We start from the raw sequence: 19,972 nt of genomic DNA on the forward strand, positions 1-19,972 counted from the left end.
TGCGATTCGGTCGGACCGATACGAGGTTTGGTGTCCAATACGTGGTTTATGGTCGTTTAGGGCGTTGATGGTGGTATGAGGCTCCTGCGGCGGCCGGCCGGCGTGGCCGGTGGACCGCGATTTATGCGACAGGAGGCGGCGAATTCAACCAGGTGTTCCCTCGTCACGCGATTTCCGGGACGCCCGGCGGCGGATCCGGACCACTGCGCCCGCTCGGCCAAAGCCGGCCCCGGCCCGCGGGCGCCTACGCGGCGCCCGACGCATGCGAATGCGTTCCAGTCAAGAAGCAATGGGAAGGTTTCCGGGCCTGTTGACAGCCCGGCACGGTGGGCCTGTCCAGCCCGGTCCGGCACGCGGGAGGCCACCGCCCGGGCAGCGACATAACACAATTCCGCGTTTCCTCGACAATTGCGTGTCAGCCCTCGGGTTCGCGTCGCCGTGGAATGGCACGCGGAAAATCGCATCATGGGGTAAGAGCTCGATCCCGAAAACAGGGGTGTGCCGCTCGCCGGATACCGGGCTCATGGGGGCGGAGCGCGACGACGGTCCCCAGCGGGATCGGGCCGTGGAGGTGGCGCAAGCGGGCCCGGCGCGGACGCCGGGACCGGCCGCCGTCCCGGATGGCGGCGCCTGCCGGCCCGGAGCTCGCCCGGCCGGCCGCACTCGGCGGAGCCGGGTACGGCGGCGGCGCGGCTTCGTCGAGAGGGCGCTGTCCGGCGAGGGCCGCGACCCCCGGCGAGGGGCTGGCGACGGGCCGGGCGCGGGGCTCGGGCGGGCGGGGTGAGCGCTTCGGCACCGGCGTGGCGGCAACCCGTCGGCCCAGCGGGTCGAGGCCGGGCTCTCGCGACGGCCCGCCTCCTTCGCGACGGGCTCCGCGGCCGCCGCGGCGAAGGCCTCCCCGTGTCCGGCAGCGGCCGAGGCGTCTTTACAGCACGGCCCGTATTCCTCACAGGAATGCGCGCAAATCACCATGGAGCCCCGCCGCGCAATTATGGCCGGAACGAATAGCCCGCCGCCGTCCGAGAAATAGAAGAAAGGCGGACACTAAGCTTGTCAGGGCCTCGGCACGCGCAGAAAGTGGGGGTGACCAGGGGGGATCCACGACCGAGGGAGGAATGATGGACCGACCCGTCAGCGCGCCCCGGCGCGTCAGGCCGGTGATCCGGCGCGTGTTGTCCATGGCTTTGGGAATTCTCGCGGTGGCGTTTGTCGCCGCGCCGCCCGCCACGGCTCTGGCGCCGCCCACGCCGAAGGAATTCGTGTCATACCTCGATCTCGAATGCTTCAAGACCGACCCGTACCAGCCGCCGGCCGTCGGTCTGGTCCTGCGGCACCTCAACCCCGTGCTCGGCACCCTGCCGACCGAGCAGGTCACCCTCGGCGCGCGGGAGCAGCTGTGCGTCCCGGTCGCCAAGAACAACGTGATCCCGCCGCCGGGCGTGCTGGACTTCGTCAGGTTCGTCGACCTGGCGTGCTACCGGGTCATCACGCCGGCGTCCGGCAAGGCGCTCGTGCTGAGTCACCTCAACCCGGTGCTGCAGGACCTGCCCCGTACGGAGGTCACGCTGGGCCGGGCGGAGCAGTTGTGCGTGCCGGTGGCCAAGAACGGCGTGGCCCCGCCCGCTGAGGTCCTGTCGCTGGTGCGGCACATCGACCTGCTGTGCTACGGGATCACTCCGAACGCGCCCATGAACCGGGCGCTGAACCTCAGGCAGCTCAACCCGGTGCTGACGGACCAGATCCCGCCCGCGACGGTGCGGGTGACGGCCGCGCGCCAGTTGTGCGTGCCGATGCACAAGGGCGGTGACACCATTCCGCCGGAGGTCGTGCGGGTGGTGCGCTGGGTGGACCTGGAGAAGTTCGACGTGACCGGCCCGGCGATGGCGCCGGTGACGCTGAGCCTGCGGCATCTCAACCCGGTGCTCGGCGGGCTGCCGCCGGAGCGGGCCACGCTCACGGGCGCGGTGCAGCTCGGCGTGCCGGTGGCCAAGAACGGCCAGTTCCCGCCCGGGTGACCTTTTCCTGTCGATCCTGACGGGTTCCGGCCGGGTGTCCGGGGGACGCCCGGCCGGTCTATCCTGCCCAGATGATGTCGTAGACGGCCACGGTGCGGCGGGGACGGTCGACGTAGAAGGCGGCGAGGCCGTACTCGCCGAACGTCACCTCGCGGTAGTGGGGGTCGTCCCGCCGGCCGGCGATGGAGTGTCCGAACGGGTCCTCGCCCACCTTGGTGAGGGCTTCGACGAGGGCGACGAAGGCCGCTTCGGGCAGTCCGGGGATCTGGGCCGAGCCGCTCGCGTGGAAGGTCACGCGATGGTTCACCCGGGCCGACCTCCGGCGTGGCGGGCCAGGGCGTCGGCGAGGGTCACCTCGGCGTAGGGGGTGGCCAGCCGGTCGGCGGGCAGCCACGGGCCTCCGGTGCCGTCGCGGGCGTCCTCGGCGCGCTGGTCGTGGCCCGGGCGGGAGTAGAGGGCGGCGCGCAGGTGCCAGAGTTTGAGCACCTGCTGGAGTTCGCGGTAGCGCCAGGTCTCGTGCGCGGCCGCGACCATGGCGGCGCGGTAGTCGGTGAGGAAGCGCTCGCGGTGGTGTTCGGGCAGTCGGCGGTGGATGTCGTCAGGGTCGTGGCCGGCGCCGTGGGGCTCGGCGGGCTGAGCTGACACGGGGGGGCCTCCTGCCGATCGCCTGCGGGGTGTGGTTTCAGCGTACTGCCTGCCGTGCCGGGGGGAAGGGCCGTCGCCGGCTCTCCCCCGGCGGTGGGCCGCCGTTCGTCGCCGGCGCGCCGGCGTGGGGGCACGGGTCTCGGTGACGGCCGGTGCGGATCACACGGCCGGGGACGGGGACGGGCACGGACGGGCGGCCCGGGGGCGGTCTCATGGGGGCTTTTCGGTCAGGAAGGTCAGGAGGAGGCGTACAACTGCTTCCAGGTGCCGGCGTACAGGCAGGTGTCCGAGGGCGTGCGGCCGGTCTCGGCGCAGACCTTCAGCTCGACGAGGAAGACGCGGGCGCGGGTGAAGGCGAAGTTCTTGGCGGCGCGCGAGGAGCAGGTGCGGACGGTCTTGCGCGTGAAGGGCAGCGACCCGTCGCCGGCCCGGTAGGTGAGGCGGAAGACGGCGAGCGCGCACGAGGGGCCGCGGGTGCGGTCGCGCAGGGTGCCGGTGACGCGGATGATGACGACGGGCGGGATGGAGGAGGTGTCGAGGGCGCCCGCCTGGAGGCGGCCTGCGGCGGTGGCCTTGCCGCCCGGCGCGTGGTGGGGCCCCCAGGTGGTGGGCGGGGCGGAGACGGCCGAAAGGGGCAGCAGGGCGGCGGCGGCCCAGGCGGCATCGCCGTGGCCCTGGCAGCGCGGCGCTGTCGCCCGTCGCGCTGAGGGGGCGGGCCCGTACGGTCGGTGGCGGTTTTCGGTCGCGTGAGCGGCCGGCCGCGCGGGCCGGTCTCGTGCGACCGGGCAGGGTTTTCTTCCCCCCAACCCTCGCAAAACCGGACAAGTAACACCGTAGTGGGCGACTTTTTGCGGGGATGTGTCAACACCGATTGCCGGGACATGTCAGCATCAAGACATGTACGGGTCATATGGGACAGTCGAAATGCTCCGGGACCGGTGGGACGAGCCCCCACCGGCCACACCGGACTGACCACCCGCGACCCCGTCCCACCTCGGCGGCTCTCCCCCGCCCCGCTCGAACGATCGTCCGAAGGAAGTTCCCCCCTTGCGTATCTTGCTGCTCTGCTCCTCGTTCAACGGCCTCACCCAGCGCGCCTGGCTGGAGCTGCGCCGGGCCGGACACGACGTCAGCATCGAGCTGGCACTGTCGGAGCAGGTGATGCTGGAGGCGGCCCAACTGGCCAAACCCGACCTGGTGATCTGCCCCTTCCTGAAGGAGAAGGTCCCCTCGCGGCTGTGGCGCACCCAGCGGACGATCATCATCCACCCCGGCCCGCCCGGCGACCGCGGCCCCTCCTCCCTCGACTGGGCCATCCTCGACGGCGAACCCGAATGGGGCGTCACCGCGCTGCAGGCGGTCGAGGAGATGGACGCCGGCCCCATCTGGGGCTACCGCACCTTCCCCATGCCGGCCGAACCGCCCCGCAAGTCCGCCCTCTACAACGGGCCCGTCGCCGACGCCGCCGTCGAACTGGTGCTGGAAGTGGCCGCCAAGGCGACCGACCCCTCCTTCGTCCCCGCACCGCTCGACTACAACCGGCCGGAGGTGCGCGGGCGGCTACGGCCGGCCATGCGGCACGCCGACCGGCAGTTCTCCTGGAGCGAGCCGACCGACGCGGTGCTGCGCCGCGTCCGCGCCGCCGACGGCTCCCCCGGCGGCCGCGCCACCCTGTGCGACCTGCCCGTGCGCGTGTTCGACGTCTACCGCGGCCCCGCCCTGTCCGGACCCCCCGGAACCGTGGCCGGACGCCGCGAGGGCGCCGTCCTCGTGCACACCGGCGACGGCACCGTGTGGGTGGGCCACCTGCGGCGCGACGAACCCGGCGCACTCAAGCTGCCCGCCGCCACCGTCCTCGGCGAACACCTCTCGGCCGCCGGCGAGGTGTCCGGATACAGCGAGATCACCTACGACCGGGGCGAACGGGTCGGCGTGGTGAGCTTCGACTTCTACAACGGCGCCATGTCCACCGACCAGTGCCGGCGCCTGTCCGCCGCCCTGCGCTACGCGGCCGCGCAGGACACCCGGGTGCTCGTGGTGCGCGGCGGCGAGGTGTTCTCCAACGGCATCCACCTCAACGTGATCGAGGCGGCCCGGCACCCGGAGATGGAGGCCTGGATGAACATCAACGCCATCAACCAGGTGTGCCGCGAGATCATCAAGTGCACCGGCCAGCTGGTGGTGACGTCACTGGGCGGCAACGCCGGAGCGGGCGGGGTCATGATGGGGCTCGGCGCCGACCGGGTGCTGATCCGCGAGGGGGTCGTGCTCAACCCGCACTACCGCACGATGGGGCTGTTCGGATCCGAACTGTGGACGTACGTGCTGCCACGGCGGGTCGGCGCCTCGGCGGCGCGGCGGCTGACCCGCGACGCGCTGCCGATCGGCGCGCCGGAGGCCGTCATGCTCGGACTCGCGGACGAGGCGCTGGCCGGGCCGCGACTGGAGTTCGAACGGGCCGTGCTCGCCGAGGCCGAGCGGCTGGCCCAGGACCCAGGCTACGAGCGGATGCTCGCGGACAAGCGGACGGCACGCGAACAGGACGAGCGGCGCAAACCGCTGGACGCCTACCGGGTGGAGGAACTGGCGGAGATGAGCCGCGACATGTTCGACGACCGGCACTCCTTCCGGGCGGCCAGGGAGGGCTTCGTGCACAAGCGCAAGCCCGAGGCCACGCCGGAGCATCTGGCGGCTCATCGGGAACTCCTCGGCGGGTCGGGGACGCCCATCACCGCTGCATCTCATATGTGAGATATGGTCGGGTCTTGTGACGGATGATTACCTTGTGAGGATCGGCCGGTTGATCCGGGACGCCCGGCAGCATCGCGGGTGGACACAGCTCCAGCTGGCCGACGCCCTCGCCACCAGCCAGAGCGCGGTCAACCGCATCGAGCGCGGCAACCAGAACATCAGTCTTGAGATGATCGCCCGCATCGGTGAGGCACTCGACAGCGAGATCGTCTCCCTCGGCTACGCCGGCCCCATGCACCTGCGGGTCGTCGGCGGCCGCCGGCTGTCGGGCAGCATCGACGTCAAGACCTCCAAGAACGCGTGCGTGGCCCTGCTGTGCGCGTCGCTGCTCAACTCCGGCCGGACGATCCTGCGCAAGGTGGCCAGGATCGAGGAGGTGTACCGCATCCTGGAGGTCCTGGCCTCCGTCGGGGTACGCGCCCGCTGGATCAACGAGGGCAACGACCTGGAGATCATCCCCCCGGCCCGCCTCGAACTCGAGTCGATGGACACCGACGCCGCCCGCCGCACCCGAAGCGTCATCATGTTCCTCGGGCCGCTGATGCACCGCACCGACCAGTTCCGCATCCCCTACGCGGGCGGCTGCGACCTCGGCACCCGCACCGTCCAGCCGCACATGTCGGCCCTGAAGCACTTCGGCCTCGACATCACCGCCACCGGCGGCTTCTACCACGCCCGCGTCGACCCGGCCGTGTCACCGTCACGGGCGATCGTCCTGACCGAACGCGGCGACACCGTGACCGAGAACGCCCTGCTGGCCGCCGCCCGGCACGACGGCGTCACGGTGATCCGCAACGCCTCCTCCAACTACATGGTCCAGGACCTGTGCTTCTTCCTGGAACAGCTCGGCGTCAAGGTCGAGGGCATCGGCACCACCACGCTGACCGTGCACGGAGTCCCCGACATCGACTGCGACGTCGACTACTCCCCCTCCGAGGACCCCGTCGAGGCGATGAGCCTCCTGGCGGCCGCCGTCGTCACCTCCTCGGAGCTGACGATCTGCCGGGTGCCGGTCGAGTTCCTGGAGATCGAGCTCGCCGTCCTGGAGGAGATGGGCCTCGACCACGACAGGGGCGGCGAGTACGCGGCCGCCAACGGCCGCACCCGGCTGGTCGACCTCACCGTGCGTCCGTCCAAGCTCATCTCACCCATCGACAAGATCCACCCGATGCCGTTCCCCGGGCTGAACATCGACAACGTGCCGTTCTTCGCCGCCATCGCCGCGGCGGCCCAGGGCTCGACCCTCATCCACGACTGGGTCTACGACAACCGGGCCATCTACCTCACCGAACTGACCCGGCTCGGCGCGTCGGTGAAGCTCCTCGACCCGCACCGGGTGCTGGTCGAGGGCCCGACCCGCTGGCGCAGCGCCGAGATGATGTGCCCGCCGGCCCTGCGCCCGGCCGTGGTCGTGCTGCTGGCGATGATGGCCGCCGAAGGCACCTCCGTGCTGCGCAACGTGTACGTCATCAACCGCGGCTACGAGGACCTGGCCGAACGGCTCAACGCCCTCGGAGCCAGGATCGAGACCTTCCGCGACATCTGACCGGGCGCCTCGGCGTTTCTGTCGGTGCCGGCCGCTACCGTCTTCACCGGATCTTGTACGGATTCCTGTCACGAGACGAGGGGGGACGGTGCGGCCTGCGGAGCTCGACCGGGTGACGGTGGCGGAGGCAGCTGACCGCTACGTGGAGCTGGTGCGCGCCAAGACGCTCACCGGCGCGCTGTCACCGGCCACGGCGGAGGTCTACGCGCGCGACGTGGCGACGTTCGTGACCCTGGCCGGGGCCGAAAACGTGCTCGACGACCTGACGGGCGAGGACGTCGACGCGGTGCTGCTCGCCTTCGCCCGCAAACCCGACGGCCGCCGCCCCGCCGCCCCGCCCGCCGGCCCGCTGCCCGAAACGCCGGCCGGCGGCCCCGCGGGGCAGTCGCGCTCCACGCAGTCGCCGTCGTCCCAGGCACGCTTTCGCCGCTCCATCTCCACCCTGTTCAAACACGCCGTCCTGGCCGGCTGGGTCCAGATCGACCCCATGGCGGCCTCCACCATCACCGCCAGACAACGCGGCGGGCTGCGCCCCGAGCGGCGCGCGCTCACCCGCGAGCAGGCCCAGGGCCTGCTCGGCGCCGCCCGCTCCCTGCAGCGCACCCCCGCCGAGGGCCGCCGCGACCAGCAGATGCACCTACGCGACGCGCTCATCGTGCTCCTGCTGACCACCCTCGGCCCCCGCGTCTCGGAGCTGGTGCGCGCCAACGTCGAAGACTTCTTCACCAACGACGGCGTCCGCTACTGGCGCATCTTCGGCAAGGGCGGCCGCACCCGCGACGTGCCCCTGCCCGCCGCCGTCGCCGAGACGCTCGACGCCTACCTGGAGCGCGGCCGCGCCGCCGTGCCCGACAAGGCGCTGCTGCTGTCGTGGCGGGGGCGGCGGCTGGCCCGGGGCGACGTCCAGGGCGTCATCGACCGGGTCCAGGCCCGCGTCGACCCCGCGCAACGCCGCACGGTCACTCCCCACGGATTACGGCACACCACGGCCACCCACCTGCTGGCCGACGCGGTCGACATGGACGCCGTGCGCCGCGTCCTCGGCCACAGCGACCTGTCGACCCTGGGCCGCTACCGCGACGAGCTACCGGGCGAGCTGGAGGTCGCCATGCGCGTCCACCCCCTGCTGCGCACCGCCCCTCCCGCATCCCCCGCAGGTGACCCCACCCCGCCCCCCTGACCGGTCACAACACCGGCTCCAGAGGGAGGATCGGCCCGACGCCACCAACCGGCTGCCGGGCCGCTCAACGGGTGAGCAGTTCCCGCAGGGCCCGGGCGACCTCGGCCGGCGCCTCCTCGGCCATGAAGTGGCCGCAGGTGACGGTGGCGTGCCGCAGGTCCGGCGCCCACGCCCCCCACAGCGCTGCCGCGTCGAACCCCAGGACGGCCCCCCAGTCCTGCTGCAACACCGTCACCGGCATGCGCAGCCGGTTGCCCGCCTCCAGGTCCGCCCGGTCGTGCTCGACGTCGACGCCCGCCGAGGCGCGGTAGTCGGCCACGATCGACGGCACCGCCCCCCGGCAGGCGTCCAGGTAGGCGGCACGCACATCGGCGGGGATCGCCCCGCGATCACGGGTCCAGATGTCGAGGAAATGACCGAAGAACGCCTCCGCGTTCCCGGCGATCAACTGCTCGGGCAGACCCGGCGGCTGGGCCATCAGAAACAGGTGGAAGCCGACCGCCGCGCCGACGCCGTGCATCACCTCCCACATGTCCAGCGTGGGCAGCACGTCCAGACAGGCCAGATGAGTGATCGCGCCGGGGTGGTCGAGCCCGGCACGGAAGGCGACCAGGGCTCCCCGGTCGTGCCCGGCCAGCGCGAACCGCTCATGCCCCAGGGCACGGGCCAGGCGGACGACGTCGGCCGCCATCGTCCGCTTGGCATAGGTACCGGCGCCGGTGACGGCGGGCTTGTCGCTGGCGCCGTAACCGCGCAGGTCAGGACAGATGACGGTGTGGTCGGCCGCCAGGTCGGCGGCGACGTGCCGCCACATCAGGTGCGTCTGCGGGAAACCGTGCAGCAACACGATCGGGGTGCCGGAACCGGCGACGGCCGCGTTCAGCGACACGCCGTCGGCGACCGGGACACGCCGGTAGTCGAAACCGGTGATGGCAACAGGCATGGATGCCACGCCTTTCTCCTCGGGTGGGCGAACGTCTCCACCCTGGCGGGCGTGAATGAGCATCCGGTCAGCGCGCTACCGTGACCGCAAGGAGCCACAGCGCGGTGGACGGCACGTCAGCTAGGGCGAGGAGGTCGGCGTGGGAGTCGCGTTCGGGGTGCTCGGAGCGGTGACCGCCTGGGACGGCGCCGGCGACCCGCTCGCGCTGAAGGGACCACGGCACCGCGCCGTGCTGGCCCGGCTCATCGTCGCCCGCCGCCGCGTCGTGCCGGTCTCCCGCCTGGTCGACGACCTGTGGGACGACCCCCCGCCGGGCGCCGTCGGCGCCCTGCGGACATTCGTCGCGGCGCTGCGCCGCGCCCTCGAACCCGCACGCCCGCCCCGCACCCCCGCCCGGCTGCTGGTCACCGAAGGACCCGGCTACGCGCTGCGCGCCGACACCGGCGACGTGGACGCCTGGCGCTTCGAACGCGCGATCACCACCGCCGCGAGCCTGCCCCCAGCCGATGCCGCCGCGCGGCTGCGGGAGGCACTCCGGTGGTGGCGCGGACCCGCCTACGCCGAGTTTGCCGAGGCGGGCTGGGCACGCGCGGAGCGCTCCCGCCTGGCGGAGCTACGGCTGCACGCCGTCGAACGGCACGCCGCCACCCTGCTGACCCTCGGCCTGGCCGCCGAAGCGGTGCCCGACCTCGACGCGCACGTGGCCGAGCATCCCTGGCGCGAAGAAGGCTGGCGGCTGCTGGCGCTCGCCCTGTACCGGACGGGCCGGCAGGCGGACGCGCTGGCCGTGCTCCGCCGGGCGCGCACGCTGCTGGCCGACCAGCTCGGGGTGGACCCGGGCCCCGACCTGCGCCGCCTGGAGACCGACATCCTGCACCAGGCCGACCACCTCACCCCCGCCGCCGGCCCGGACGAGACGGCCAACCGGGTGTGGGGGCAGGCCGCCGCCCTCTACGACCGCACCGTGACGCCGGGAGCCCGCGCCCGCCTGGAATCCACGGTCGGGCTGCTGCGCAACCTCGCGGTGACCGGCCCAGGCGGCCTGCAGGCGGCACGCGAGCACCGCATCGCCGCCGTCACCGCGGCCGAGGAACTCGGCGACGCCGAACTGACCGCCCGCGTGATCGGCGCCTACGACGTCCCCGCCATCTGGACCCGCTCCGACGACCCCCACCAGGCGGCACGCGTCGTCGCGGCGGCCGAGCGCACGCTGGCCGCCCTGCCGGCCGGCGGACACCAGGCGGCGCGGGCGCGACTGCTGGCGACGATCGCCCTGGAGTCACGCGGCACCGGCACGGCACGCGGCCGATCGGCCGCCCGGCAGGCACAAACCCTCGCCCGCGACCTGAACGACCCCGCCCTGCTGGCCTTCGCCCTGAACGGCGTGTTCATGCAGAGCTTCGACCGGGCGGGCCTGGCCCGCCGCCGCGACGACCTCGGCGCCGAACTGGTCAGCGTGTCGGCCCGGCACGACCTGATCACCTACGAGGTGCTGGGCCACCTGATACGGCTGCAGGCCCGCGCCGCACTCGCCGACTTCGCGACCGCCGACGCTCACGCGGCGGCCGTGGACGCGCTGGCGGGACGGCACGAGCTGCCGCTGGCGGGCGTCTTCACCCGCTGGTACCGAGTGGTGCGCCTGGCGGAGTCCGGGCGGGCGCCGCTGAGCGAGGTGGAGGCGGCCTGCCGCGAGGCCGCGACGGTGCTGGACGGCGCCGGGATGCCGGGGCTGGAACGGGGCCTGCCGCCGCTGGCACTGCTGTGCCTGCGACTGCGGTACGCGCCGCGAACCTCAGCGTGGACGCGAACCTCGGCGTGGACCCGCGACGACGAGCGGCGCGATCGACGACCCGGTGCGCGGACGGGCCCGCGGTCCGGGCAAGGGCACCGACAGCCGACCGGCGAACCGCACGGAGAGCGTTGCGGGCCGTGCGGGGCGCGGGTCGAGGGGGCGCGCATCGAGGGGGCGTCGGGCGGGTGGATCGGTGGCGAAGAGGTCGACTGGGGTCCCTACGAGCCGTGGGTCCGGCCGCTGGCGCTGCTGTCGCAGGAGCGCCGGAGCCAGGCCGCCGCGGCGCTGCGCGAGGTGCCCGACCCGCCACGTGACCTGCTGCTGGAGGCGTTGTGGTGCCTGGTCGGCCGGGCGGCGGTGGCGGTCGGCGACCGGGAGACGGCGGAACGCGTCCACGCCGGGCTGCTGCCCCCCGAAGGGGAGCTGGCCGGCGCGGGTAGTGGCGTGCTGACGCTGGGCCCGGTGGCCTGCCACCTGGCGGACCTGGCCGCGGCTCTGGGCCGCACGCGGCAGTCCGCGGAGCACCGGGCCAGGGCGTCGAGGGGCTGACTCGCCGATCGCGCTCGTCCGGCGGGCGAGCGAGCGAGACGGGCCCGACAGCCACGCCGGTGGTGAAGCGGACCAGCCCGCGTAGCGGGGCAGGACAAGCCGATTCGCCCCGAGGCGGATCGGCGTCCGGTACGCTGATCGCGTCAGGTACCGCCGGACGGGCGGGAACGGGATCGAGAGGTCCGAAAGCCTGTGGAGACCCGGTAAGACCACCTCGGTGGCGCAGGTCGGTGAAGCAGGAAGCCACGGAAGTGTCGTGCGAGCGGCACAGGCCAGAATCTTCGGCGTCTACGCCGAAGAGCGCGTCAAATGGTCGTCCCGCCTGAGACGTCGAGGCGGTGTCCGGTGATGTAGCGGCTGTCGTCGCAGGCCAGGAAGGCGACGGTGCCGGCCACGTCCTGCGGCGTGCCCAGCCGCCCGAGGGGCGTCTGCGACGACAGCCAGGCCAGGGCGTCGCCCACCAGGCGTCCCTGGTGCATGTCGGTGTCGATGACGCCGGGGGCCACGATGTTGACCGTGATGCCGCGCGGCCCGAGCTGTTTGGCCAGGGCGGTGGTCAGAACGTCGAGTGCGGCCTTGGACATGGCGTAGTCGATCGCCCTGGGCATGGCCGCTCCCCGGGTCAGCATGGTGCCCACCGTGATGATCCGCCCGCTGTCGCGCAGCCGTGGCACGGCTTGCTGGGTGATGAAGAACGGGGCGGTGGTGTTGACCGCGAACAGGTGCTCGAAACCCTCCCGGGTGACGCCGTCGATCTCGGTCTGGTCGCCGAGGATTCCCGCGTTGTTGACCAGGATGTCCAGCCCATCGGCGTGGGCGTCGAAGCCGGCCCACAGGGCCTCGGCGTCGCCGGGCGCGCCCAGCTTCGCCTGAACGGAAAAGGCCACTCCGCCGGCCGCTTCGATCGTGGCGACGGTGTCCTTGGCGGCCGCGTGGTCGCTGCCGTAGTGCACGGCGACCCGGGCGCCTTCGCGGGCCAGCCGGGTGGCGATCGCGCGGCCGATGCCCCGGCTCGCGCCGGTCACCAACGCCGTCTTTCCGGTCAATCCCATCATGATCACGCCTTTCTCTTCATGCGGTGTAGGGGTGGTGGCTCTGGCCTCGCGCAGGATCCGCGCCCACCACGTCACCTGGTCCAGGAGGGTCTTGGCGGCCGCGGCCGGGCCGACGGGGTCCTTCGGCTGCCCGCTGCCGTCGAAGCACTCCCAGACGCCGTGGAAGCTGACGGTGTCGCGGGTGGTGACGGCGTGCAGCTCGGCGAAGACGGCACGCAGGTGCTCCACCGCGCGCAGCCCTCCGGAGATGCCGCCGTAGGAGACGAACGCCACCGGCTTGGCGTGGAACTGCTGGTTGTGCCAGTCGATGGCGTTCTTCAGGGCGGCCGGATAGCTGTGGTTGTACTCGGGGGTCACCACCACGAACGCGTCGGCGGCCGCCAGCCGCGCGGTCAGCTCGCCGAGGGCTCGCAGCACCGGCTCCGGCGCGGACATCGACGGCGCCGCCGCCCCGATCGGCACGTCGGCCAGATCGATCACGTCGACGTCGAGGTCTGGGCGGGCTGCGGCCTGGCCGGCGAACCAGGTGGCCACGGTAGGGCCGAGGCGGCCGTCGCGGACGCTGCCGACGATGACGGCCAGCCGTTGCGGACTGTCGATCACTGGTGTTCTCCTGACGATCTGGGCTCTCACGCTGCGTGGCAGGCGTGCCCGCCTCATGCGGCCGCGGCGGCGGGTTCGGCGGACGGGGCCCGCTCGCGCAACGGGACCTCGCGGATGAACCAGGCCAGCGCGAAGGCGAGGACGCCCAGCCCCGCCGCGCCGAGGGCCATGGCGTGGATGCCGCTGGAGACGGCGAGGTGAACCGCCTCCTGTGCGGAGACCGGGAGGTGGGCGAGCGCGTCGGGGGTCAGCTGGCTGGAGGCGATCCGGGTGCCGGTCTCCGCGCCGAGGCGCTCGACGAGCGTGTCCTGCAGCCGGGCGGTGTACAGGGCGCCGAGGGCGGCCACGCCCAGCGAGGCGCCCATGGTGTGCCAGAGGGTGACCGAGCCGCTGGCCGCCCCCATGTCGCGCGGCTCGGCGCTGTTGAGGGTGATGATCGTGGTGGACTGCATCAGCAGGCCCACGCCGATGCCGCCGATCAGCGTCAGAGCGCAGGCGAGTGCCAGGTTGGCGCCGGGCCGCAGGAAGAGCAGCACGAGCATGCCGGCGGCCACGGTGGCGCCGCCGAGGATCGGGTAGATCCGGTAGCGGCCGGTGCGGCTGATGAGCCGGCCGGTGCCGATCAGCACGGCGACCATGCCCAGCATCGAGGGCAGGATCAGCAGGCCGCTGGCGGTCGGTGAGGCGCCCTGCACCAGCTGCATGTACTGCGGCAGGAAGGTGGCCGCGACCACCATGCCGACGCCGCCCAGGAAGCGGATGACCTGGGCGAGGGTGAAGTTGCGGTCGGCGAACAGCCGCAGCGGGACGATCGGTTCGGCCGCGCGCCGCTCCGCGAACACCAGGGCGACCAGCGCCGCCGACCCGATCAGGATCAGAGCGAGGATCGGGGTCGAAGCCCAGGCGTGCCGGGTGCCGCCCCAGCTGGCGACCAGGCTCAGCGCCACCAGCGCCACCGTCAGCAGCAGCGCCCCCAGGTAGTCGATCCGCGCCCTGATCCGGCGCGGCTCCAGCCGTACGGCGGCGCCGATGAGCAGCAGGGCGAGCGCGCCGACGGGGAGATTGACGAAGAACGCCCACCGCCAGCCCAGTCGCTCGGCGAACAGGCCACCGAGCAGCGGCCCGGCGATGAAGGCGATCGGCATCATCGTCCCGAACAGCCCCATGAGCCTGCCGCTGTGCCGGGGCGGCACCAGCTCGCCGATCAGCGCCAGAGCCCCGGTCATCAGGCCTCCCGCGCCCAGCCCCTGCACCATCCGGAAGCCGACGAGCTGGGTCATGTCGGCCGCCATCCCCGACAGCCCGGATCCCAGCAGGAAGACCACGATCGAGGCCATGTAGACCGCCTTGCGGCCGTACAGGTCGCCGAGTTTCCCCCAGATCGGTGTCGAGGCGGCCATGCAGATCAGGTAGGCCGTCGCCACCCAGGAGAAGTACTCCAGGCCGCCGAGATCCCGCACGATCGTCGGCAGCGCGGGCCCGAGCATCATGCCGTCGAGCGGGGCTGTGATCATGCCCAGCATCACGCCGATCACGCCCGTTCGAAGTGATCGATCCACGCATTCCTCCATTTCGCGTACCACGTACTCGAAATGGACCATAACCATTCAGGTACCATGTACGCAAATAGGGAGAGGGGCACAGGTGGCCGACGAGGAACCGACCAGCATCTGGATGCAGCCGGAGCGGCAAGAACGCTCCGGGCCGGGACGGCGCCCCGGCTACAGCCGCGAGCAGATCACCCGAACGGCCATCCGGATCGCCGACGCCGAGGGGGTGGAGGCCACGACCATGCGGCGGATCGCGTGCGAACTGGGCACCGGCGCCATGTCCCTCTACCGCTACGTCCCCCGGCGCCACGACCTGTTCGACCTCATGATCGACCTGGCAATGGGGGAGATCGAGCTCCCCGACAGCCCTTCCGGTGACTGGCGATCCGACCTGACGCTGCTGGCCCGGCAGACCCGCGCCGCGGGCCTACGCCACCCCTGGCTCATCGCACTGCTCGCCGGCCGGCCGACCCTGGGCCCCAACCTGCTGCGCGTGCACGAGTTCACGCTCGGCGCGTTCGACGGGATCGGACTCGACATCGACGACATCACCGGCTTTGCCGACATGCTCAACGACTACATCCACAGCGCGATCCGCCGCGAGATCGGCTGGCTGGAGGAGGCCCGCCGCACCGGCCTGGACCCCGAACGCTGGAAACGGGACTACATCGGGCCGTACGTGCGCCAAGTCGTCGCATCCGGCACCTTCCCGCTGTTCAACCGAACGGTCCTGAACTCCCGCACCGCCCACCTCGCCCCCGACAAGCGCTTCCAGCACGGGCTCGACCGCATCCTCGACGCCATCGCCGCGCTCATCACCGGCGCCACCGGAATCCGGCAGACTCCGGCCGCGAGCTCCTGACCTGCGACGTCTCTGGTTGGGGCCGGAGGCTTCGGGCACCTGATGGGGTCCCGGTAGTAATGAAGAAATTTCCAACGAAGTAGCCTCTGACCTGCGGCGACGGAGGGGTTCATCGCCTGTGGCGGGTTGGTGATCACTGCCGCTACGTTCGTTCCGGTTTGTCCGGTACGGCACGTGGGGTGGTGCGTTGCGTTGTCAGAGAAGATGTTCTCCGAGGAGCAGTTGGAGCAGCTGCGCTCGTTCCCGGAGATCAGCGCAGATGAGTTGATCCGGTACTTCACGCCGACGTCGGCTGACGTGGCGTTCGTCGATCCAGGTCGTGGGCGGCGCTCAGTGGACCAGTTGGGCATGCTGGTTCAGCTCTGTACGCTGCCGTGGCTCGGGTTCGTGCCCGACGATGTGGCCTCGGCGCCGCCGGCGGCGGTGGCCCGGGTCGCCGAGCGGCTGGGCGTGTCGCCGGCGGCGTTGTCGTTGTACGGGCACCGAGCGCAGACCCGCTCGGACCATCTGGGCCAGGTCGCCAAGTATCTGGAGTGGCAGACCGCCCCGGCGGGCAGTCGAGCTGGAACAGTTCCTGCTGGATCGGGCGATGGAGCATGACTCGCCGACGTTGCTGTTCAACCTGGCGCGCGAGTATCTGATGGCGGCCAAGGTGATCCGGCCTGGCGCGCTGGTTCTGGCCAAGATGGTCGGCACGGCCCGCAAGGGCGCCGCCGATCTGACCTCGCAGCTGGTGGGGCACCTGCTGGCCGCTGAGGTCCGCGCCGACCTGGAGCGGATGCTGCTGGTGGATGCGGGGCTGGGGATGACCCGGCTGGAGTGGCTGGTCACCCCGGCCAGGGACGCCTCGGCGACATCGGTGAAGGCCGCGATCGACAAGCTGACCTGGCTGCGCGCGATCGACGCCCACCAGATGGATGTGTCGGTGCTGCCGAACGAGCGCCGCCGGTTCCTGGCCCAGGTCGCACGCCGCTCGACCAACCAGGGCCTGGAGCGGCGCAAGGAGCGCAAGTTCCCGATCCTGCTGGCGTTCGTGGCCCAAGCCGTCATCGACCAGCTCGATGAGGTGGTGGCCCTGTTCGACCAGGCCGTCTCGGCGCGGGAGTCACGGGCGAAGTCCAAGACCGACGAGGCGCTAATCGAGCGGGCCAAGAAGGGCGAGACACGGCAGCTGCTGATGGACATGATCCTGCCCACGCTGGCCGACCCGTCGATCCCCGACGATGAGGTGGGCGGGATGCTGCGCGAGCGGATCGGCATGCAGCGACTGCGGGAGATCACCTCCGATGCGTGGAAGCCGCTGCCCAGGGATCACGGCCGGCTGTCGGAGCTGGAGTCCTCCTACACCTACCTGCGTCAGTTCACCCCGATCGTGCTGGCCGCGATCGACTTCCAGGGCGGGCCGGGCACGGGCGAGCTGATGGAGGCGGTGGCCCTGTTGAAGGAGCTGAACCGGACCAGTGGTCGCAAGGTGCCTGCAGGTGCGCCGACCGGCTTCGTGCCCGCCAAGTACGCCGACTACCTCGACAAGGCCCGCAAGTCCGGTCAGGACACCGCGTACCGGCATTACTGGGAGCTCTGCGTGATCTTGTGCCTGCGCGACGGGCTGCGCAGCGGGGATGTGTTCGTGCCCGGCTCGCGCCGCTACGCCGACCCGGCCACCTACCTGTACACCCCCGAGCAGTGGACGCCCAAACAAGCCGAGTACTGCCGCCTGGTGGGCAAACCCGCCAACGCGAGCGACGCGCTGGAGCAGGGCAAGCAGGAGTTGCACGCCGCCCTGGCGGAGCTGGAGCAGACGCTGGCCGGCGCCTCATCGGACGACGCCGGCACGGTCCGGCTGGATGAGGAGGCGCATCTGGTGGTACCGCCGCTGTCGGCCGAGGACGTGCCAGCGGAGGCCAAGGAGCTGAGGGACGAGCTGGCCGCGATGCTGCCGTTCGCGCCGATCGCCTCGCTGCTGATCGAGCTGGACGCCCGCACCGGCTTTCTGGACTGCTTCACCCACGCCGGCGGGCGCAAGCTGGCCAAGTCGGCGGAGACCAAGCGCAACATCCTCGCTGTGCTGATCGCGATGGCCACGAATCTGGGCCTGGCCCGGATGTCGGATGCCTGTGGGGTGTCGTATGACGTGCTGGCCTGGACGATGGAGTGGTACGTGCGGGAGGAGACGCTACGCGAGGCCAACACGGTCATCGTCGATCGCCACTATCAGTTGGAGCTGGCCAAGGTGTTCGGCGGCGGCACCATGAGCTCGTCGGACGGCCAGCGTTTCCCGGTCCGGGGTAAGACTCTGACCGGCCGGAACATGGTCATCCACGGCGGTCAGGTGCTGTCGACCTACACCCACGTCTCGGATCAGTGGTCGACCTACCGCACGAAGATCATCGTGCCGACGGCGCGGGAGGCGCACTTCGTCCTGGACGACTTCCTGGGCAACGCGACCGACCTTCCGATCGCCGAGCACGCGACCGACACTCACGGCGCGACCTTGATCAACTTTGCGCTGTTCGACCTGGTCGGCAAGGCCCTCACCCCGAGGATGCGGGACCTGACCCGGGTCACCCTGGTCCGTGACGACACCCCGACCGAGATCGCCAAGCGCTACCCAGCCCGCGCAACTGCGCGAGCTGAGGCTGACGCCCTGACACGCCCTGCGCCGCGCTCTATGAAGGGAGATGGCGCAGGCTCTAGGGGTGGCCCGCGCCCGGGCGCGGGCCACCCCCTCGTGCTTACGGCCCGTTCTGGGGTGAGCGCGACGATGAGTTGGAGCGTGCCGTAGGCGGCCGTCATGGTCTCGGCGTCGAACATGACGGTGCGCTCGTTCCTGGTGACGCCGGGCATGAAGCGGCCAGGTCCGCCGAGCGCGGCTGATGCCGGTCGACCTCGACCTGGAGCGGGCAGGGAACCTCCAGTGGCGGAGCGTCGGCATGAAGCCGGATCGCCTGACCGACGCCGCGCAGGCGGTGAACCATCCCTTTCGATGGTGATCGCCGGTTCGCGGGCGTGAGGATCTATCGAAAGGTGGACGACCGGCGGGATGCCTCTCGGCAAGGCTGAGGGTCATGAAGAAGACGATCATTGCCGTGCTCGGCACAATGCTGCTCCCCGTAGCAGCGGCGACGCCCGCGGTGGCGGATACCGAGCTGTCCTGGCAGGACTGCGGAGACGGCCTGCAATGCGACCGGATCACCGTGCCCGCCGACTGGGCCGCCCCCAATGGGAAGCAGATCACGCTGGGGCTCGCCAAGCTTCCCGCGCGTGACCCGGCCACCAGGATGGGCACGATTGTCCTCAACATGGGCGGTCCCGCCCAGCAGATCTCGATCCTGCGCCAGATAAAGGGCACCTTCGCCGACCTGACCCAATGGTTCGACGTGGTGCTCTTCGACCCGCGCGGGTTCGAGGCGAGCACCGAGGTGCGCTGCCCCAACCCGGCGCCGAATCCCACCAACGGGGAGTGGGTGTTCACCAACCGCGCCGCCTTCGCCCAGTACACAAAGCAGAACCACCGCTTCGGCTTGGGATGCGCCGAAGCCGCCGGCCCGCTCGCGGGCAACCTGAACACCTGGCAAGGGGCCCGCGACCTGGAGGCGGTCCGGGTGGCGCTGGGCGAGCGGAAGCTGAACTACTTCGGCAACTCCTACGGCGGCGTCCTCGGTGTGGCCTACGCCGAGTACTTCCCGTCCCGCGTCGGCCGCATGTATCTGGACAGTCCGATCGACCACACCAACCGGTCGTGGGACGAATGGGTCCTGGCCAGAGCGAAGGTCAAGGAAGACAACCTGCACCGCTTCGCCGAGTGGTGCGCCACCGACCGGAGTTGCGCGCTCCACGGCCGCGACGTGCTCAAGGTGTGGGACGAGGTCATGGCCCGCGCCACCAAGCGGCCGATCCCCGCGCCCGGTGCCGGAGCGGGCGCCACGGCCAGCGCTGCCCTCATCGCCTCCCGCGCGACTGTCTCGTTCGACGCGACGTGGCCCGAGTTGGCCAAGTCCCTGACCGAGGCGGACGCGGGCGACGCCACCCGGTTCGCCAAGCCGTTCGCCGGGGCGCCCGACCCGGACCTCAGCAGGATCACGATGTGCGCCGACTTCCCGTTCCCGACCGCATACCGTGAGGTCAAAGCCATGGAGGCACGGCTGAGAAAGACCGCGCCGCGCATCGGCTGGACCATGGCCTGGCCGATGGCCGACCTCTGCACCGGACTCCCGAAGAAGACCTCCTACCCGCCCCATCCGATTCGCCCACGCGGCCTGCCGCCGATCCTGATCGCCAACGGCGCGTACGACGACACGGCGGCGCCCGCGTACGGACGCCGGATCGCCGCGCAACTCGACGGCGCCCGTTACCTCGCGGCCAAGGGCGGTCACGCGCTCTACTGGAGCGGCAACCCCTGCGTCCGCGACCACGTGCACCGCTACCTGACCACCGGGCAACTCCCGCCCACGGGCACGACCTGCGGTCCGGCATCATCGTGA

General features: G+C 71.6%; 14 protein-coding genes and 1 pseudogene. 9 read left to right on the forward strand and 6 right to left on the reverse strand.

Annotated elements, in window-relative coordinates:
• Window positions 1-1,259: 1,259 nt before the first annotated feature.
• Window positions 1,260-2,015: a hypothetical protein gene (locus FHU36_RS19975; RefSeq protein WP_312891705.1), complete on the forward strand. Its 756-nt coding sequence runs from the start codon at window positions 1,260-1,262 to the stop codon at window positions 2,013-2,015.
• A 58-nt stretch (window positions 2,016-2,073) separates the two neighbouring features.
• Here FHU36_RS19975 and FHU36_RS19980 read toward each other — a convergent pair whose 3' ends face one another.
• From FHU36_RS19980 to FHU36_RS19990, 3 genes are all read right to left on the reverse strand, one after another.
• Window positions 2,074-2,322: a hypothetical protein gene (locus FHU36_RS19980; RefSeq protein WP_185085470.1), complete on the reverse strand. Its 249-nt coding sequence runs from the start codon at window positions 2,320-2,322 to the stop codon at window positions 2,074-2,076.
• Window positions 2,319-2,660, reverse strand: a complete 342-nt coding sequence (locus tag FHU36_RS19985; RefSeq protein WP_185085472.1) for a DUF6247 family protein — start codon at window positions 2,658-2,660, stop codon at window positions 2,319-2,321. Before FHU36_RS19985 ends, FHU36_RS19980 begins: the two co-directional genes overlap by 4 nt.
• A 236-nt stretch (window positions 2,661-2,896) precedes the next feature.
• Complete coding sequence (locus FHU36_RS19990) at window positions 2,897-3,466, reverse strand: hypothetical protein (RefSeq protein ID WP_185085473.1); 570 nt, start codon at window positions 3,464-3,466, stop codon at window positions 2,897-2,899.
• 241 nt (window positions 3,467-3,707) lie between these two features.
• Between FHU36_RS19990 and FHU36_RS19995 the strand changes: the two genes are divergently transcribed.
• From FHU36_RS19995 to FHU36_RS20005, 3 genes are all read left to right on the forward strand, one after another.
• The gene (locus tag FHU36_RS19995) at window positions 3,708-5,411 is read left to right on the forward strand and encodes an enoyl-CoA hydratase-related protein (RefSeq protein ID WP_185085475.1); all 1,704 of its coding nucleotides are present in this window, start codon (window positions 3,708-3,710) and stop codon (window positions 5,409-5,411) included.
• A gap of 49 nt (window positions 5,412-5,460) precedes the next feature.
• Window positions 5,461-6,957 (forward strand): UDP-N-acetylglucosamine 1-carboxyvinyltransferase, encoded by a 1,497-nt coding sequence (locus FHU36_RS20000; RefSeq protein ID WP_221496467.1) that lies wholly within the window; start codon window positions 5,461-5,463, stop codon window positions 6,955-6,957.
• An 88-nt stretch (window positions 6,958-7,045) separates the two neighbouring features.
• Window positions 7,046-8,137: a tyrosine-type recombinase/integrase gene (locus FHU36_RS20005; RefSeq protein ID WP_185085478.1), complete on the forward strand. Its 1,092-nt coding sequence runs from the start codon at window positions 7,046-7,048 to the stop codon at window positions 8,135-8,137.
• A 64-nt stretch (window positions 8,138-8,201) separates the two neighbouring features.
• Here FHU36_RS20005 and FHU36_RS20010 read toward each other — a convergent pair whose 3' ends face one another.
• Window positions 8,202-9,080 (reverse strand): alpha/beta fold hydrolase, encoded by an 879-nt coding sequence (locus FHU36_RS20010; RefSeq protein ID WP_185087471.1) that lies wholly within the window; start codon window positions 9,078-9,080, stop codon window positions 8,202-8,204.
• A 139-nt stretch (window positions 9,081-9,219) separates the two neighbouring features.
• On the opposite strand from FHU36_RS20010, the gene FHU36_RS20015 reads away from it, so the two are divergent.
• Window positions 9,220-11,421 carry an ATP-binding protein gene (locus tag FHU36_RS20015; RefSeq protein ID WP_312891706.1) on the forward strand — a complete coding sequence of 734 codons (2,202 nt, stop codon included), beginning with the start codon at window positions 9,220-9,222 and terminating at the stop codon, window positions 11,419-11,421.
• Between the two features lie 305 nt (window positions 11,422-11,726).
• Here the strand turns inward: FHU36_RS20015 and FHU36_RS46430 are convergent, their stop codons facing one another.
• Together FHU36_RS46430 and FHU36_RS20030 are read right to left on the reverse strand one after the other, a co-directional pair.
• A complete protein-coding gene (locus tag FHU36_RS46430) occupies window positions 11,727-13,079 on the reverse strand; it encodes an SDR family oxidoreductase (RefSeq protein WP_312891707.1) in 1,353 nt (450 codons plus the stop codon).
• Between the two features lie 53 nt (window positions 13,080-13,132).
• Window positions 13,133-14,638, reverse strand: coding sequence for an MDR family MFS transporter (locus FHU36_RS20030; RefSeq protein ID WP_312891708.1), 1,506 nt, complete (start codon window positions 14,636-14,638; stop codon window positions 13,133-13,135).
• Window positions 14,639-14,723: 85 nt separating this feature from the next.
• On the opposite strand from FHU36_RS20030, the gene FHU36_RS20035 reads away from it, so the two are divergent.
• The 4 genes and pseudogenes from FHU36_RS20035 to FHU36_RS20050 all read left to right on the forward strand — a co-directional run bounded on the left by FHU36_RS20035 (window position 14,724) and on the right by FHU36_RS20050 (window position 19,972).
• A complete protein-coding gene (locus FHU36_RS20035; protein ID WP_312891709.1) occupies window positions 14,724-15,491 on the forward strand; it encodes a TetR/AcrR family transcriptional regulator in 768 nt (255 codons plus the stop codon).
• 204 nt (window positions 15,492-15,695) lie between these two features.
• Window positions 15,696-16,131: pseudogene (locus FHU36_RS20040) on the forward strand (DUF4158 domain-containing protein); the annotation flags it as partial.
• Between the two features lie 1,290 nt (window positions 16,132-17,421).
• A complete protein-coding gene (locus FHU36_RS47085) occupies window positions 17,422-18,273 on the forward strand; it encodes a Tn3 family transposase (protein WP_246502713.1) in 852 nt (283 codons plus the stop codon).
• Between the two features lie 283 nt (window positions 18,274-18,556).
• A complete protein-coding gene (locus FHU36_RS20050) occupies window positions 18,557-19,972 on the forward strand; it encodes an alpha/beta fold hydrolase (RefSeq protein ID WP_185085481.1) in 1,416 nt (471 codons plus the stop codon).

The sequence above is a fragment of the Nonomuraea muscovyensis genome (assembly GCF_014207745.1).
Taxonomy (GTDB): domain Bacteria; phylum Actinomycetota; class Actinomycetes; order Streptosporangiales; family Streptosporangiaceae; genus Nonomuraea; species Nonomuraea muscovyensis.

What these genes read in the sequence shown, in the direction of transcription:
- FHU36_RS20010 (WP_185087471.1), bottom strand. Translation starts at nt 9,080, where the DNA reads ATGCCTGTTGCCATCACCGGTTTCGACTACCGGCGTGTCCCGGTCGCC.
- FHU36_RS47085 (WP_246502713.1), top strand. Translation starts at nt 17,422, where the DNA reads ATGCTGCCGTTCGCGCCGATCGCCTCGCTGCTGATCGAGCTGGACGCC.
- FHU36_RS20050 (WP_185085481.1), top strand. Translation starts at nt 18,557, where the DNA reads ATGAAGAAGACGATCATTGCCGTGCTCGGCACAATGCTGCTCCCCGTA.